A 15,216-nucleotide genomic window follows, 5' to 3' on the forward strand; every position below is an offset into this window, starting at 1 on the left:
GCGGGGATCGGCCCAACCAACAGGTTGGCCGGGCACTTTGTTAGGGTGCGGTATCTGGACCTACCTTTAATACGGATCCGAAACCCACTCGCGAAGAGGAACTCGACATGTCCGAAGAAGCCTTCATTTATGAGGCCATCCGCACGCCGCGGGGCAAGCAAAGAAACGGCTCGCTGAACGAGGTCAAGCCGGTGAACCTGGTCGTCGGGCTGGTCGACGAGCTGCGCGGGCGCAACCCCGACCTCGACGAGAACCTGATCAGCGACATGATCCTGGGCGTCGTCTCGCCGGTCGGTGACCAGGGCGGCGACATCGCCCGGACCGCGGCGCTGGTGGCGGGGCTGCCCGAGACCACCGGCGGCGTGCAGCTCAACCGGTTCTGCGCCTCCGGCCTCGAGGCCGTCAACATGGCGGCCCAGAAGGTCCGGTCCGGCTGGGACGACCTGGTGCTGGCCGGTGGCGTCGAGTCGATGAGCCGCGTCCCGATGGGCTCCGACGGCGGCGCCTGGGCGCTCGACCCCGAGACCAACTACCGGATCGGCTTCGTGCCGCAGGGCATCGGCGCCGACCTGATCGCCACGATCGAGGGCTTCTCCCGCGACGACGTCGACGCCTACGCGCTGCGCTCGCAGCAGAAGGCCGCCGAGGCCTGGTCGGGCGGCTACTTCGCCAAGTCGGTGATGCCGGTGCGCGACCAGAACGGTCTGGTCATCCTCGACCACGACGAGCACATGCGGCCCGACACCACGATGGAGGGCCTGGCCAAGCTGAAGACCGCGTTCGACGGCATCGGCGAGATGGGCGGCTTCGACGACGTGGCGCTGCAGAAGTACCACTGGGTCGAAAAGATCAACCACGTGCACACCGGCGGCAACAGCTCGGGCATCGTGGACGGCGCCGCCCTGGTGCTGGTCGGCTCCGAAAAGGCGGGCGCGTCGCAGGGCCTGACCCCGCGCGCCCGCATCGTCGCCACGGCGACCAGTGGCGCCGACCCGGTCATCATGCTGACCGGCCCGACCCCGGCCACCCGCAAGGTCCTCGACCGCGCGGGACTGACCGTCGACGACATCGACCTGTTCGAGCTGAACGAGGCGTTCGCGTCGGTGGTGCTGAAGTTCCAGAAGGACCTCAACATTCCCGACGAGAAGCTGAACGTCAACGGTGGCGCCATCGCGATGGGCCACCCGCTGGGCGCCACCGGCGCAATGATCACCGGCACCATGGTCGACGAGCTCGAGCGCCGCAACGCGCGTCGCGCGCTGATCACGCTGTGCATCGGCGGCGGCATGGGTGTCGCCACCATCATCGAGAGGGTTTAAGACCATGGCAGAGAACACCATCCAGTGGGATAAGGATGCGGACGGCATCGTCACGCTGACGCTCGACGACCCGACCGGGTCGGCGAACGTGATGAACGAGCACTACAAGGAGTCGATGCACAAGGCGGTCGAACGCCTTGTCGCGGAGAAGGATTCGGTGACCGGCGTGGTGATCACGAGCGCGAAGAAGACGTTCTTCGCCGGTGGCGATCTCAAGAGCATGATCAACGCCGGCCCCGAGAACGCCGGCGACGTCTTCACCGAGGTCGAGGACATCAAGCGCGACCTGCGGGCCCTGGAGACCCTGGGCAAGCCGGTGGTGGCCGCGATCAACGGCGCCGCGCTCGGCGGCGGCCTGGAGATCGCGCTGGCCTGCCACCACCGCATCGCCGCCGACGTCAAGGGCCTCGTCGTCGGGTTCCCCGAGGTGACGCTGGGCCTGCTGCCCGGCGGCGGTGGCGTGGCCCGCAGCGTGCGAATGTTCGGCATCCAGAACGCATTCATGAATGTGCTATCGCAGGGCACCCGGTTCAAGCCGGACAAGGCCAAGGAGATCGGGCTGATCGACGAGCTCGTCGGCTCCGCCGATGAACTGGTGCCCGCCGCCAAGGCGTGGATCAAGGCGAACCCCGACTGGCACACACAGCCGTGGGATGCCAAGGGCTACAAGATGCCCGGCGGCACCCCGTCGAGCCCAGGGCTGGCCGGCATCCTGCCGTCCTTCCCCGCGCTGCTGAAGAAGCAGCTCAAGGGTGCGCCGATGCCCGCGCCGCGGGCAATCCTGGACGCGGCCGTCGAGGGTGCGCAGGTGGATTTCGACACCGCCAGCCGCATCGAGAGCCGCTACTTCACCTCTCTGGTCACCGGCCAGGTCGCCAAGAACATGATCCAGGCGTTCTTCTTCGACCTGCAGCACATCAACGGCGGCGGCTCGCGACCCGACGGCATCGAGCCGGTCAAGATCAACAAGATCGGTGTGCTGGGCGCCGGCATGATGGGCGCCGGCATCGCCTACGTATCGGCCAAGGCCGGGTTCGACGTGGTGCTCAAGGATGTCAGCCTCGAGGCCGCGGAGAAGGGCAAGGGCTACTCGGAAAAGCTTGAGGCCAAGGCGCTTCAGCGGGGCAAGACCACCGAGGAGAAGAGCAAGGCGCTGCTGGACCGCATCACGCCGTCGGCCGACCCCGCCGACTTCAAGGGCGTCGACTTCGTGATCGAGGCGGTGTTCGAGAACCAGGAACTCAAGCACAAGGTGTTCCAGGAGATCGAGGACATCGTCGAGCCGAACGCGCTGCTCGGGTCCAACACCTCCACGCTGCCGATCACCGGTCTGGCGACCGGCGTCAAGCGGCAGGAGGACTTCATCGGGATCCACTTCTTCTCACCGGTCGACAAGATGCCGCTGGTCGAAATCATCAAGGGCGAGAAGACTTCTGACGAGGCGTTGGCCCGCGTGTTCGACTACACGCTGGCCATCGGCAAGACCCCGATCGTGGTCAACGACAGCCGCGGCTTCTTCACCAGCCGCGTCATCGGCACCTTCGTCAACGAGGCCTTGGCGATGCTCGGGGAGGGCGTGGAACCGGCGTCGATCGAGCACGCCGGCTCTCAGGCCGGCTACCCGGCGCCGCCGCTGCAGCTGTCCGACGAGCTGAACCTCGAACTGATGCACAAGATCGCGGCCGCCACTCGTAAGGGTGTCGAGGACGCCGGCGGCACCTACGAGCCGCATCCGGCCGAGGCCGTCGTGGAGAAGATGATCGAGATCGGCCGCCCGTCGCGGCTGAAGGGTGCGGGCTTCTACGAGTACGTCGACGGCAAGCGCACCGGGCTGTGGCCGGGCCTGCGGGAGACGTTCAAGTCCGGTTCGTCGGAGCCGCCGCTGCAGGACATGATTGACCGGATGCTGTTCGCCGAGGCGCTGGAAACCCAGAAGTGCCTCGATGAGGGCGTGCTGACGTCGACGGCCGACGCCAACATCGGGTCGATCATGGGCATCGGCTTCCCGCCGTACACCGGTGGTAGCGCGCAGTTCATCGTCGGCTACCAGGGTGCGGGCGGCACGGGCAAGGAAGCCTTCGTGGCGCGGGCCCGCGAGCTGGCCGCCAAGTACGGCGACCGCTTCCTGCCGCCGGACTCGTTGACCTAGTGCAGGCTCGGCGAGCAGACGCAGAATCGCATGGGACCCGTTCCCACAGTGCGAGTTTGCGTCTGCTCGCGTATCAGGTGCGACCAGCTTCCGCACCCTCTGCGCGAGTGGGTGACCGTCCCAAGGGGTGAAGCCGACGCGGTAGAAGATCCGAAACAGCGCCTGCTTGGAAGCCAGACCTCACCCCAAGCGCGATCGCCGCGGGACTACGTGGCGGCGGCGGCGATTCGGCGCCATTGCTCCCGCGGGAACGCCTTCGGGTCCTCCAACAGCACCTGCACGCACACGTGGTCCGCCCCGGCCGACCGATGCTGGGCGACCCTGCGCATGACCGCCTCTTCGTCGCCCCACGCGATGATGGCATCGAAGAGCCGATCGCTCACCTGCGCCAGGTCCTCTTCGGAGAACCCGGTGCGCAGCAGGTTGTTGGCGTAGTTGGGCAACGCCAAATACGCTCGCAGCCAGTCGGTTCCGATGCGTCGCGCCTCGTCGGCGCTGTCGGTCAGGATTACCGTCTGCTCCGGCAGCAACAGCGGGCCGTCGCCCAAAGTCGAACGGGCGGAGGCGGTGTGGTCGGGGGTGACCAGGTAGGGGTGGGCCCCGCGGGAGCGGGTCGCGGCCAGGGTAAGCATCTTCGGGCCGAGCGCGGCGAGGACCCGGCTCGCGGACGGTACGGGCCGTGGTGCGGCATCCAGCCCGTCCAGGAACGCCGCCGTTGCCGCCAGCGGTTTGCGGTACCGGCCGGGCTGGCCGGCGTCGATCAGCGGTGCGTGACTGACGCCGATGCCCAGCAGGAAGCGGTCCCCGTGCTCGGCGGTCAGCGTCGCATAGGAGTCAGCGACCTCGCCGGGCGAGTGCATCCACAGGTTGAGAATGCCGGTGGCGATCACCGTTCGCCTGGTCGCGGCGAGTAGGTTGCCGACCGCGTCGAACACCGGCCCGCCGACGTCGGGTATCCACAGCGCCGGAAATCCCAATTCGTCCAATTCGGCGGCCGCCTCGGCAGATTCGGACGGATCGCCGTAGCGCAGTTGACTGCTCCAGATCCCGACGCCGGTCAGTTCCATGGGCGATTGTTCCTTTCGTCGGCTTGGATGTCGGTCGCCTCGTAGTCGGGCACCGGCAGCGAGTCGTGCATTCGCACGCCCTTCGTGTTGAGTTTCGCCAGTGCCCGCGAGAGCGAGCCGGGCAACGACGAGACTAACTTGGCGCCACGGGTCAACGCCCACACCCCGAGTGGCGAGCCCGGGATGATGCCCTTCGCGGCGCCGCGGGCGAAGGCCCGGCTGCGGCGCACCGGTTCGCGCATCTGCAATTCGTAGGCCGCGAACGCGCGCAGGTGGTCGCCGTCCGCCCGGGCGAGCTCTCCGGCCAGCACGTACGCGCCGAGCACCGCGAGGCTGGTGCTGCCTCCCACCGCGGGGCCGGGGCAATATCCCGCGTCGCCGACGAGCGTGACCCGGCGGCGTGACCACCGGTCCAGCCGCAGTTGACTGATCGAATCGAAGTAGAAGGCGGGCGTGCGGTCGACTTCGTCCAGCCAGCCGTCCACCTGTTCATGCATGCCGGCGAATGCATCGCGCAGGATTTGCTTCTGCCGCAACGCATCTCGATGGTCATAGTCGAGTTCGCGGCTGGTGCGGAACAGGAAAACGGCGCGCGCGTCGTCCAAGTGCTCGGCGGTGTAGATGGCCGCGAGGCGGCCCACGCCGACGTGGGAGGTCATCTCGCCGCGGCCGGCCAGCGCCTTCGGGGCCGACACCACGGCCAGGTAACCGCCGAGGAACCGGGTGAGGTCGGCTTCTTCGCCGAAGGTCAGGTGCCGAACGTTGGAGTGCAGCCCGTCGGCTCCGACGATGACGTCGAACCGACGCGCGTGGGCTTGCTCGAACGTCACCTCGCCGTCGTGTTCGATCGCGGTGATCGAATCCCCGAACAGGTACTCGACGTCGTCGCGGCCGACGGCGTGGTAGATCTCGCTGAGGTCGTCGCGCATGATCTCCACATGCCGGTCCGACGTGGCGGCGTAGATCTTGGTGAGGTCGATTTCGATGGGCCGCGACCGGCCTTCCCGATGCATGGTCATGCGGTTCGTTCCGGTGGCGAGCGCCTCGATCTGAGGCAGCACACCCATGTCCTCTGAAATCTCCATCGCGGGACGAAACAGGTCGACGGCATGGCCGCCGGTTTTGCGCAGCGCCGGTGCGCGCTCGACGACCGTGACGTCGAAGCCGCGACGGGTCAGCCAGTAGGCCAGCACCGGGCCGGCGATGCTGGCGCCGGAGACGAGGACCCGCACGGCGACCTCCCACTTGCTTGACGATGCGTAAGCCTAACGGGGCTGTAGGGCAGGACTGCCCGCGGCGGTCGAGGGGCTTGCCTTCTGCGATGTGCTGGTCGGCGGCGGGCTAGAGTCCGTTCCTATGCGCTTCGGTCTCTTCATCCCGCAAGGCTGGCGAATGGATCTGGTCGGCATCGAGCCGGAGAAGCACTGGGCGGTGATGCGCGACCTGGCTGTCTACGCCGACAACAGCGCGTGGGACTCGCTATGGGTCTACGACCATTTCCACACCGTCCCGGTGCCGACGGGCGAAGCCACGCACGAAGCGTGGTCGTTGATGGCCGCCTACGGCGCGGTCACGTCGCGGATCAAACTGGGCCAGATGTGCACGGCGATGAGCTACCGCAACCCGGTGTACCTGGCCAAGGTCGCGGCGACCGCGGACATCGTCTCCGGGGGCCGGATCCAGATGGGTATCGGCGGTGGCTGGTACGAACATGAGTGGCGCGCTTACGGTTACGGTTTCCCGTCGGCCGGCGTGCGGCTGGCCCGGTTGGACGAGGGCGTACAGATCATGCGCGATGCCTGGCGCGACGGCGAGGTCAGCTTCGACGGCAAGCACTACCAGGTCGACGGCGCCATCGTTTCCCCGAAGCCCTTGCAGGACAACGGGATTCCGCTGTGGATCGCCGGCGGCGGGGAGAAGGTGACCTTGCGCATCGCCGCGAAGTACGCGCAGTACACCAACTTCGCGCCGGAACCGGAGGCGTTCGCCCACAAGTCGGACGTGCTAGCGCGGCACTGCCGGGAGGTGGGCACCGACTTCGATGCCATCGTGCGTTCGGCCAACTTCAACGCGGTGGTCGGGACCTCGGACGCCGACGTCAAGGACCGGATGCAGCGCGTCCGCGACCGCGTCGTCCGCTACGTCCCCGAGGCTGCCGCCGATGCGATGCTGGCCGCCGGCAGCGGACCCGATTCGGCGACGGGGACACCGGAACAGGTGATCGAGCGGATCGCCAAGCTCCGCGACCTCGGATGCCAATACGCGATCTGCTATTTCCCGGAGGCCGCGTACGACCGCTCCGGCATCGAGTTGTTCGAGCGCGAGGTGATTCCCGCGCTCAGCTAGCCTTCAGATGTCGGAGGTGACGTACCTCTTCTTGACGGGGGGCTGGGCCAGCAGCGGCGGCAACTCGGTGAGTCGGCCTTCGCCGGCGCGAAACGCGCGGTAAGCCTCGTCCTGCTCGACGGTGTCCCACAGTTCGTAGATCAGCCAGTGGGTTTCGTCGTCCTCGTCGACGAGCACGTCGGTACCGAGGTTCCCGGCGAACGCCCGGGTGTCTTGCAGAGCCCGGCCCATGACGTCGCGCGCCTGCGGCACCGCGTCGGGCTTGAATTTCAGTTCGAGTATCACCGTGACTGGCATGGTCGTCTCCTCGGTTGCGGCGGCGATCCCAAGATATCCGCCCGGCGAGACCAACAATGAGAATGGGGTTTCCACTTTTCGGAAAGCTGTTATACGGTCCAGTGAGCAACATTCTGTCGACACCGTGGACGCTCCTGGAGGATCCCCAATGCAAAAGGCGCTCGCACCCGAGATCTCGACGTGGCCCGACGAGAACCCACAGCTCATCGGCAGCCGGTGCGGAAGCTGCGGCGCGACCACCTTCCCGGTGCAGCAGTGGTGTCCGCGCTGCAGCCTCGGCGAGATGACCGACGTGTTGCTGCCGCGCCGCGGAACCCTTGTCGCCTGGACCACCCAGGGCTTCCCGCCCGGGGCACCGTATGCCGGCCCGACCGGCAAGGACTTCGTGCCGTTCGGCGTCGGGTTGGTCCAGCTCGACGACGTGATCCGGGTGGAGGGCCGGTTGACGGAGAACGACCCGGCCAAGCTGCAGTTCGGCCAGGAGGTCGAGCTCACCATGGTGCCGCTGACCACCGACGAAGAGGGCGCGGAAATCATGACCTTCGCGTTCCAGCCGGTCTAGTGGCGATCGCGAGCGCGCCGAAGGCGGGCGCAGCGGGTCGCCACCATCAACCCAGAAGGAGGCTGAGATGACCAACGATGTCGCGATCATCGGCGTGGGCCTGCATCCGTTCGGCAGGTTTGACAAGACGGCGATGCAGATGGGCGCCGAAGCCATCCAACTGGCGCTGCAGGACGCCGGTGTGGAGTGGAAGGACATCCAGTTCGGTTTCGGCGGCAGCCACGAGGTGTCCAACCCGGACGCCGTCACCCGCCTGGTCGGTCTCACCGGGATCACGTTCACCAACGTGTTCAACGCGTGCGCCACCGCGGCCAGCGCCATCCAGCAGACCGCCGACACCATCCGGCTGGGCAAGTACGACCTCGGCATCGCGATCGGGCTGGACAAGCACCCCCGCGGCGCGTTCACCGACGATCCCGCCAAGCTGGCGCTGCCGCAGTGGTATGCCCAGAACGGGCAGTTCGTCACCACCAAGTTCTTCGGGATGAAGGCCAACAAGTACCTGCACGACCACAACATCTCGCAGGCCACCCTGGCCAAGGTGGCGGCCAAGAACTTCCGCAACGGCGCGCTGAACCCGAATGCGTTCCGGCGCAAGCCGATTTCCGAGGAGGAGATCCTCCATTCGGCCGTCCTCAATTATCCCTTGACCCAATACATGTTTTGTGCGCCCGACGAAGGGGCCGCGGCGGTGATCATGTGCCGGGCCGACATGGCGCACAAGTTCACCGACAAGCCGGTCTACGTGCGAGCCTGCGAGATCCGCACCCGCCGCTACGGGGCCTACGAAGTGCACGCCACCTTCGCGCCGCTCGACGAGGACGTCTCGCCGACGGTGTATGCGTCCAAGGCCGCCTATGAGGCGGCCGGCATCGGCCCCGAGGACGTCGATGTCGCCCAGCTGCAGGACACCGACGCCGGCAACGAGGTCATCCACATGGCCGAGACGGGCCTGTGCGCCGACGGGGAGCAGGAGAAGCTGCTGGCCGACGGCGCCACCGAGATCCACGGCTCGCTGCCGGTCAACACCGACGGCGGGTTGATCGCCAACGGCGAGCCGATCGGCGCGTCGGGGCTGCGGCAGATGCACGAACTGGTGCGGCAGCTGCGCGGCGAGGCGGGCGAACGTCAGGTGCCTGGCAGCCCACGCGTCGGGCTGGCCCAGGTGTATGGCGCGCCGGGAACCGCCTCGGCGACTATCCTGTCGCTCTGATCCATGGCGCGAGCAGACACAAAATCGCGTTAGCTCACCGCATTTCGTGCGAGTTTGTGTCTGCTCGCGGTTAAATCGCCGGCCCGAGTAGGTCGTCCGCGTCGCGGATAATGTAGCCGTAGCCCTGCTCGGCGAGAAATCGCTGACGGTGCGCGGCGTATTCTGCGTCCAGGCTGTCGCGCGCCACCACGGAGTAGAAGATGGCGCCACCGCCGTCGGCCTTGGGTCGCAGCAACCGCCCCAGTCGCTGCGCCTCCTCCTGGCGCGAGCCGAACGTTCCCGAAACCTGCACCGCCACAGAGGCTTCCGGCAGGTCGATGGAGAAGTTGGCGACCTTGGACACCACCAACGTCGACACCTCACCGCGGCGGAACGCGTCGAACAGTTCTTCGCGTTCCTTGGTTCGCGTCGACCCCTGGATCACCGGGGCGTTCAGCTCGGCGCCCAGCTCGTCGAGCTGGTCGAGGTAGGCGCCGATCACCAGGGTCTGCTCGCCGGGGTGCCTGTCCAGAATCGACGTCACCACGGCGATCTTCGAATGCGCCGTCGAGCAAACCTTGTAGCGCTCTTCGGGCTCCGACGTGGCGTATGTCATTCGCTCGTTGTCGGTCATGGTGACCCGCACTTCGACGCACTCCGCCGGCGCGATCCAGCCCTGAGCCTCGATGTCCTTCCACGGCGCGTCATAGCGCTTGGGGCCGATCAGCGAGAACACGTCGCCCTCGCGGCCGTCTTCGCGGACCAACGTGGCCGTCAGGCCCAGGCGCCGTTTGGACTGCAGGTCGGCGGTCATCCGGAACACTGGCGCGGGCAGCAGGTGCACCTCGTCGTAGATGATCAACCCCCAGTCGCGGCTGTCGAAGAGTTCCAAATGCCGGTACTCGCCCTTGGTGCGACGGGTGATCATCTGATACGTCGAGATGGTGACGGGCCGAATCTCCTTGCGCTCGCCCGAATACTCACCGACTTCGTCCTCGGTCAGCGAGGTGCGCGCCACCAGCTCGCGCTTCCACTGCCGCGCCGCGACGATGTTGGTGACCAGGATCAGCGTCGTCGCGCTGGCCTTCGCCATCGCGGCCGCGCCCACCAGCGTCTTGCCGGCCCCACACGGCAGGACCACCACGCCGGATCCTCCGGACCAGAAGGAATCGGTAGCCATCTGCTGGTAGTCGCGCAGATGCCAGCCGTCCTGCGCCAGGCTGATCGGGTGCGCCTCGCCGTCGACGTAGCCCGCGAGATCCTCTGCGGGCCAACCGACCTTGAGCAGCATCTGCTTGACGCGGCCGCGCTCGCTGGGGTGGACGACGACGGTGTCCTCATCGATCCGGGCACCGAGCATGGGTGCGATCTTCTTGTTGCGCAGCACCTCCTCGAGCACCGCGCGGTCCAGGCTCAGCAGCGTCAGGCCGTGCGCCGGGTGCTTGACCAGTTGCAGGCGGCCGTAACGGGCCATGGTGTCGACGATGTCGACCAGCAGCGGCTGGGGCACCGCGTAGCGCGAGAAGCTGACCAGCGCGTCGACGACCTGCTCGGCGTCGTGACCGGCGGCGCGCGCGTTCCACAGCGCCAACGGTGTGATGCGGTAGGTGTGCACGTGCTCGGGCGCGCGTTCCAACTCGGCGAACGGCGCGATCGCGGCGCGTGCCGCGCCGGCCAGCTCATGGTCGACTTCGAGCAGCACCGTCTTGTCGGACTGCACAATCAACGGGCCGTCAGTCAATGGCGCCGCTCCTCCTCATCGCTTCACTCTGCATCGTCGCCGGCGCGAGTCAATGGCGCCGCTCCTCCTCATCGCTTCACTCTGCATCGTCGCCCACCATTATCGGCCGTTGGCCGACACCACCGACGTGATGCGGTGGATGGCGAAGTCGCGCAGTCGCCCGGACGCCGAGTCGAAGGCTGTCAGCTGGCCGCCCCGAACGGCGATCGGCGACACAACCCGCTGGGTGGCGACACCCGCGGCATCCAAATAACCGATCACCAGGGTGTCTTGTTCCCGGGCCGCGCGCTGCAACAACGACATGGTGACCGCCGGGTCGACGCGGTTGTTGCCGAACGGCGCGGCGGTCACCTTTCGCAGCACCGCCACCACCGCGTTCAGGCTCTCGCTGTTGGGCCGCGGCATCGGGCGGTAGGGCCGCCGCTGTTGCGGCGTGGCCACCCGGGCGCCCCGGGGACGGACGTCGACGATGGCGCCGGTGGAGTCCTCGGCCGCCGGCGCGAAGCCGGCCGCTCGCAGTGCGACCAGCACTTCGGCGATCGGCGCCGGAGACACCGCGACTGTAGGGGCCAGCGCGCGCAGTTGCACACCCTCGGTCGCGGGCGCGGACACGGCCTGGGCCAGCAGCGCCGGGTCCTCGCACCGCACGAAGGAAGCCGCCATGCCGATCCGCAGCTGGCCATGCCGGCGTGCGACGTCGTCGATGAGGTAGGTAAGGCCTTGCGGGACGGGTGTTTTGGAGTGCTTGGCGAACAGGGCATGCATCCAGTCGCGGGTCTTTCCGACGTCGAGCGCATGCCGGATCGTCTGCTCGCTGATGCGGTACACCATCGCGGTGCCGGCCGACTCGACGGTGGCCACCGTGGCCAGCTGCTCGGCGAGGTCGCGCTGCAGTGGGCCCGGTACCACCACGGTCAGGTCGGCCTGGACCAGGAAGTAATCGATCGCTTTGGGCAGGGCCCGCGCCATGGCGTCGACCGCGGCCTGGGAGTCGGCGCCTTCGTCCAGCAGGGCGCGGCCGGGCGTGCTCAGCGCCCCCCGTCCCACCAGGCCCAGCGCGTGGCTCTCGGTCAGCAGATCACCGACTGGCCCGGGCTGCAGCCGCTTCGCCCAGCGGGGGCGCCGCCAGATGAGTGCCGCCGACGCTTCGGCCGCGTTGACACCGGCGCCCGGCGGCAGCTGGGCCAGCGTGTTCAGCAACAGCCGGCGATCCAGCGGCGCTGCCGTCGAGTACAGCGCATCCGTCAGTGCGCCATAGGGTTTGGCGTCCGGTCCGCGGGTTCCGATCAAGGTCGGCCGGCTCGGCAGGTCCAACCAGCTACTGGCCAGCAGCTGCCAGCGTTCGGCGGTGGACAGCGCCGCGAACCGGTCGACGGCGACCGTCGGTGCCCAGTACGGTCCGTCACCAGTGGCCGGTTCGGGATCGGGCATCCCGCTGGCGATCAAACCGGCCGCGGCCGCCACCTCGAGAATCAGGCCGAGCCGGGACTCGTCGATGCCGGTCGCCTTGCTGAGCCGTTTGACGTCACGAATTCCCAGTCCGCCGCTGCGCAGCTCGGATACCGGTGTGGCGGCGAGCGTTTCGATGAGGACGTCGAGTTCTCGCAGCAGGTCGATGGTGGCCCCGGCCGCCGACGCCTCGACGTCGTCGGTGGTGGTGGTCGCTACCACCGGGTCGGGTGCCGTCAGCCGCACGGGACCGGGCTGTTCGCCGCGCAGCACCTGCCCGACGTGACGGGGGAGGATCACCGTCTCGGCGTCGATGCGTCGCAGCAGCCCCATCGCCAGTAGCTGGGGCACCGGCCGGTCCGCGGGTGCGCCCGGTGCGGCGTCACGGGTGCGGCCCATCGGGGAACCCTCGAGAAGCTTCTCCAGCACGTCGAGCTGGGCCTGGTTCAGGCCGTCGATGAGGCCGGCGATCTCCTCGCCACTGCGGGAGGCGTCCTCGAGGGTGACTTGGCCCGGGTGCCACGGCAGGGCCGTGCCGGCGTCCGGTGCCACGCGGAGCGCGGCGTCACCCCAGACCAGCGCGCGCTCCCGCAGATCGTCCAGCGCGCCCGCCAGGTCGGCATCCGGAGCGCGCTCACCGATCAGCGCCCGCAGTTTGGGCGTCGGCACCGGCGCGGCATCGGCTTGCAGCACCAACAGGGCGTCGAGCACCGCCAGCCGCAGGTAATCCAGGTCGTCGGTGGCGGCCTTCACCGACTGGCGGGCCTGGGCGCGGGCGGCGAGCGCGGCGATGCTGCCGGGCGGGGGCTGGGCGAGGTCCGGCCGCAACTCCAGCAGTCGGATCAGCCGCTCGTCGGGCAAGTCGGCCAGCCACGACCCCAGCGGGATATCCGGGGTGTTGTCGGTCATTGCTGACCAGCGTAAAACAGTCGGCGGCTCACTAGCGGGCAACGAATGTCGGCGCCTGGTGGGGCGAACTGGCGGTCTTGCGGGACGCGCGCAGGAGCGACCTGTCAGAATGGATGGCGTGGCTGACACTGCTGAGGGCAAAGCTCGCAAAACCAAATACGTCGACAACGGCTGGCCGACGACGGACCACGATGACCACGCGGTGAGCGAACTCGCGACCGACCGGACGGGTGCGTTGTCGCCCTTCGGTGAGCTGGTGTTTCCGCTACCCTCCACCGACCTGCCCTACCTGCACCCGGTCACCGTCGTAAACCGGTAGGCGCCAGGATGGCTAGGGCCTCTGAGGCCGCCAAGCCCGCGACGGCCTGGGCGTCGGGAGAATCCCCCTCGGGCGCGCTGTCGCACCTGGACGACCGCGGGGCGGCGCACATGGTCGATGTCAGCGGCAAGGGTGCGACCAAGCGGACCGCCGTCGCGTCGGGTTCCTTACACACGTCCCAGCACGTGGTGGAGCTGATCTCGTCCGGGGGCCTGCCCAAGGGCGACGCGTTGGCTACCGCCCGGGTGGCGGGCATTCTGGCCGCCAAACGCACCAGTGACCTGATCCCGCTCTGCCACCAGTTGGCGCTCACCGGGGTCGACGTCGATTTCACCGTGGGGGAGTCCGACATCGAGATCACCGCAACGGTGCGCAGCACCGACCGCACGGGTGTAGAGATGGAGGCGCTGACCGCCGTCAGCGTGGCCGGTCTGACGCTCTACGACATGATCAAAGCGGTTGACCCCGCCGCGCGCCTCGATGACATTCGGGTGCTGCGCAAGGAAGGCGGCAAAACCGGAACGTGGGTGCGGTGATGAGCGCCCGATCCGCCCGCGTCATCATCGCCTCAACCCGCGCGTCGGCCGGGGTGTACGACGATCGGTGCGGGCCGATCATCGCCGAATGGCTTGGACAGCGCGGCTTTTCGTGCGCCGAGCCGGAGGTGGTCGCCGATGGCGAGCCGGTCGGCGCGGCCCTGCGCCAGGCAGTCGACGACGGGGTCGACGTCATCATCACTTCCGGGGGCACCGGCATCTCGCCCAGCGACAGCACGCCCGATCAGACGGTGGCGGTGCTGGACTACATGATCCCGGGGCTGGCCGACGCCATTCGCCGGTCCGGCCTGCCGAAGGTGCCGACGTCGGTGTTGTCACGCGGTGTGTGTGGCGTGGCGGGCAAGACCTTGATCGTCAACCTGCCGGGTTCGCCCGGCGGGGTCCGGGACGGCCTGGGCGTGCTCGCCGATGTGATCGATCATGCGCTCGATCAGCTCGCCGGTGGAGACCACCAGCGATGACGCTCGTCGTCCGCGCGGCCATGACCGATCATCCGATCGTGCTGGCCGAGCACGAAGAGCTCGTGGGCCACCAGTCGGCGGGCGCCATCGTCGGTTTCGTCGGCATGATTCGCGACCACGACGGCGGGCGGCGGGTGGTGCGGCTGGAGTACTCCGCGCATCCGTCGGCCGAACAGGTCTTGGCCGAGGTGGTGGCCGAGGTCGCGGAGCGGTCGAGCGGCGTGCGCGCCGTCGCGGCGAGCCACCGGACGGGGGTGCTGCACATCGGGGAGGCGGCGCTGGTGGCGGCAGTTGCCGCCGACCATCGTCAGGAGGCGTTCACCACCTGCGCGCTCCTGGTCGACACCATCAAGGCCCGGCTACCGGTGTGGAAGCACCAGTTCTTCGATGACGGGACCGAAGAGTGGGTGGGCTCGGCGTAACACCGTAGCGATCGGAATGCCGGCACGCCCCGAAGCGGGAACGTTCGAGGCGTGCCGGGCAGTCTGTGACGGGTCGAACTCAGGCGGACGGCTGCGCGATCGCGTCAAGCGCGTCGTTGCCCTGAATGTCCTGCCCCCGAATGGCTTCCCACAGCTGCTTCGTGTAGCCGACCGTGGAAACATGCTGCGGCATGTTGGCCGGCACGAAGCCGTGGAAGTCGTTGCTGTCGACGACGGGTGCGTCCGCCGGGGGCGCCGGCGGCAGGTCCGCCGGAGGCGCGGGCGGCACGTCGGCGGGAGGCGCCGGGGGCATCGCGTCCGCCGGAGGGGCAGGGGGCATCGCGTCCGCCGGAGGCGCGGGCGGCACGTCAGCGGGGGGCGCCGGGGGCACATCCGCCGGGGGCGCCGGCGGCAGTTCTTTCGGGC

Annotated in this window: 14 protein-coding genes and 2 pseudogenes; 9 read left to right on the forward strand and 7 right to left on the reverse strand. The window is 68.3% G+C overall.

Annotated elements, in window-relative coordinates:
- The first annotated feature begins 107 nt into the window (after positions 1-107).
- Together A5678_RS04085 and A5678_RS04090 are read left to right on the forward strand one after the other, a co-directional pair.
- The gene (locus A5678_RS04085) at positions 108-1,319 is read left to right on the forward strand and encodes an acetyl-CoA C-acetyltransferase (protein WP_068038744.1); all 1,212 of its coding nucleotides are present in this window, start codon (positions 108-110) and stop codon (positions 1,317-1,319) included.
- A 4-nt stretch (positions 1,320-1,323) separates the two neighbouring features.
- Positions 1,324-3,468: a 3-hydroxyacyl-CoA dehydrogenase NAD-binding domain-containing protein gene (locus A5678_RS04090; RefSeq protein WP_068038746.1), complete on the forward strand. Its 2,145-nt coding sequence runs from the start codon at positions 1,324-1,326 to the stop codon at positions 3,466-3,468.
- 81 nt (positions 3,469-3,549) lie between these two features.
- Here A5678_RS04090 and A5678_RS26970 read toward each other — a convergent pair.
- From A5678_RS26970 to A5678_RS04100, 3 genes and pseudogenes are all read right to left on the reverse strand, one after another.
- Positions 3,550-3,645 (reverse strand): annotated as a pseudogene (locus tag A5678_RS26970) (SAM-dependent methyltransferase); the annotation flags it as partial.
- Positions 3,646-3,674: 29 nt separating this feature from the next.
- Complete coding sequence (locus A5678_RS04095) at positions 3,675-4,535, reverse strand: LLM class F420-dependent oxidoreductase (RefSeq protein WP_068038749.1); 861 nt, start codon at positions 4,533-4,535, stop codon at positions 3,675-3,677.
- Entirely contained in the window at positions 4,526-5,767 is a 1,242-nt protein-coding gene (locus tag A5678_RS04100; RefSeq protein WP_068038754.1) for an FAD-dependent monooxygenase, read from the reverse strand. The genes A5678_RS04095 and A5678_RS04100 overlap by 10 nt, the downstream gene beginning before the upstream one ends.
- A 124-nt stretch (positions 5,768-5,891) precedes the next feature.
- On the opposite strand from A5678_RS04100, the gene A5678_RS04105 reads away from it, so the two are divergent.
- Positions 5,892-6,881: an LLM class F420-dependent oxidoreductase gene (locus tag A5678_RS04105; RefSeq protein ID WP_068038756.1), complete on the forward strand. Its 990-nt coding sequence runs from the start codon at positions 5,892-5,894 to the stop codon at positions 6,879-6,881.
- Between the two features lie 3 nt (positions 6,882-6,884).
- Here A5678_RS04105 and A5678_RS04110 read toward each other — a convergent pair whose 3' ends face one another.
- Positions 6,885-7,178, reverse strand: a complete 294-nt coding sequence (locus A5678_RS04110) for a putative quinol monooxygenase (protein ID WP_068038865.1) — start codon at positions 7,176-7,178, stop codon at positions 6,885-6,887.
- Positions 7,179-7,326: 148 nt separating this feature from the next.
- Here A5678_RS04110 and A5678_RS04115 point away from each other — a divergent pair, with 148 nt between their 5' ends.
- On the forward strand, positions 7,327-7,740 hold the full coding sequence (locus A5678_RS04115; RefSeq protein ID WP_068038761.1) for a Zn-ribbon domain-containing OB-fold protein: 414 nt from the start codon (positions 7,327-7,329) through the stop codon (positions 7,738-7,740).
- Positions 7,741-7,807: 67 nt separating this feature from the next.
- Complete coding sequence (locus A5678_RS04120; protein ID WP_068038763.1) at positions 7,808-8,953, forward strand: thiolase family protein; 1,146 nt, start codon at positions 7,808-7,810, stop codon at positions 8,951-8,953.
- A gap of 70 nt (positions 8,954-9,023) precedes the next feature.
- Here A5678_RS04120 and A5678_RS04125 read toward each other — a convergent pair whose 3' ends face one another.
- Together A5678_RS04125 and A5678_RS04130 are read right to left on the reverse strand one after the other, a co-directional pair.
- Positions 9,024-10,673 (reverse strand): DNA repair helicase XPB, encoded by a 1,650-nt coding sequence (locus A5678_RS04125; protein ID WP_068038766.1) that lies wholly within the window; start codon positions 10,671-10,673, stop codon positions 9,024-9,026.
- Positions 10,674-10,772: 99 nt separating this feature from the next.
- Positions 10,773-13,031 (reverse strand): helicase-associated domain-containing protein, encoded by a 2,259-nt coding sequence (locus A5678_RS04130; RefSeq protein ID WP_068038769.1) that lies wholly within the window; start codon positions 13,029-13,031, stop codon positions 10,773-10,775.
- Between the two features lie 118 nt (positions 13,032-13,149).
- On the opposite strand from A5678_RS04130, the gene A5678_RS04135 reads away from it, so the two are divergent.
- The 4 genes from A5678_RS04135 to A5678_RS04150 are packed head-to-tail and all read left to right on the forward strand — an operon-like array spanning position 13,150 to position 14,790.
- Positions 13,150-13,350 (forward strand): hypothetical protein, encoded by a 201-nt coding sequence (locus tag A5678_RS04135; RefSeq protein ID WP_156746745.1) that lies wholly within the window; start codon positions 13,150-13,152, stop codon positions 13,348-13,350.
- Positions 13,351-13,358: 8 nt separating this feature from the next.
- Positions 13,359-13,886: a cyclic pyranopterin monophosphate synthase MoaC gene (gene moaC / locus A5678_RS04140; RefSeq protein WP_068038775.1), complete on the forward strand. Its 528-nt coding sequence runs from the start codon at positions 13,359-13,361 to the stop codon at positions 13,884-13,886.
- Positions 13,886-14,368, forward strand: coding sequence for a molybdenum cofactor biosynthesis protein B (locus A5678_RS04145; protein WP_068038867.1), 483 nt, complete (start codon positions 13,886-13,888; stop codon positions 14,366-14,368). Before moaC ends, A5678_RS04145 begins: the two co-directional genes overlap by 1 nt.
- Positions 14,365-14,790 carry a molybdenum cofactor biosynthesis protein MoaE gene (locus tag A5678_RS04150; RefSeq protein WP_068038778.1) on the forward strand — a complete coding sequence of 142 codons (426 nt, stop codon included), beginning with the start codon at positions 14,365-14,367 and terminating at the stop codon, positions 14,788-14,790. The genes A5678_RS04145 and A5678_RS04150 overlap by 4 nt, the downstream gene beginning before the upstream one ends.
- A 79-nt stretch (positions 14,791-14,869) precedes the next feature.
- On the opposite strand, the pseudogene A5678_RS04155 reads toward A5678_RS04150, so the two are convergent.
- Positions 14,870-15,216: pseudogene (locus A5678_RS04155) on the reverse strand (resuscitation-promoting factor RpfA); the annotation flags it as partial.

It is taken from the genome of Mycobacterium sp. E2733 (assembly GCF_001667585.1).
Classification (GTDB): Bacteria; Actinomycetota; Actinomycetes; order Mycobacteriales; family Mycobacteriaceae; genus Mycobacterium.

Excerpts from the sequence above, each read along its gene's own strand:
- A5678_RS04085 (WP_068038744.1), top strand. The coding sequence starts at position 108 with ATGTCCGAAGAAGCCTTCATTTATGAGGCCATCCGCACGCCGCGGGGC.
- A5678_RS04090 (WP_068038746.1), top strand. The coding sequence starts at position 1,324 with ATGGCAGAGAACACCATCCAGTGGGATAAGGATGCGGACGGCATCGTC.
- A5678_RS04095 (WP_068038749.1), bottom strand. The coding sequence starts at position 4,535 with ATGGAACTGACCGGCGTCGGGATCTGGAGCAGTCAACTGCGCTACGGC.
- A5678_RS04105 (WP_068038756.1), top strand. The coding sequence starts at position 5,892 with ATGCGCTTCGGTCTCTTCATCCCGCAAGGCTGGCGAATGGATCTGGTC.
- A5678_RS04110 (WP_068038865.1), bottom strand. The coding sequence starts at position 7,178 with ATGCCAGTCACGGTGATACTCGAACTGAAATTCAAGCCCGACGCGGTG.
- A5678_RS04115 (WP_068038761.1), top strand. The coding sequence starts at position 7,327 with ATGCAAAAGGCGCTCGCACCCGAGATCTCGACGTGGCCCGACGAGAAC.
- A5678_RS04120 (WP_068038763.1), top strand. The coding sequence starts at position 7,808 with ATGACCAACGATGTCGCGATCATCGGCGTGGGCCTGCATCCGTTCGGC.
- A5678_RS04130 (WP_068038769.1), bottom strand. The coding sequence starts at position 13,031 with ATGACCGACAACACCCCGGATATCCCGCTGGGGTCGTGGCTGGCCGAC.
- moaC (WP_068038775.1), top strand. The coding sequence starts at position 13,359 with ATGGCTAGGGCCTCTGAGGCCGCCAAGCCCGCGACGGCCTGGGCGTCG.
- A5678_RS04145 (WP_068038867.1), top strand. The coding sequence starts at position 13,886 with ATGAGCGCCCGATCCGCCCGCGTCATCATCGCCTCAACCCGCGCGTCG.
- A5678_RS04150 (WP_068038778.1), top strand. The coding sequence starts at position 14,365 with ATGACGCTCGTCGTCCGCGCGGCCATGACCGATCATCCGATCGTGCTG.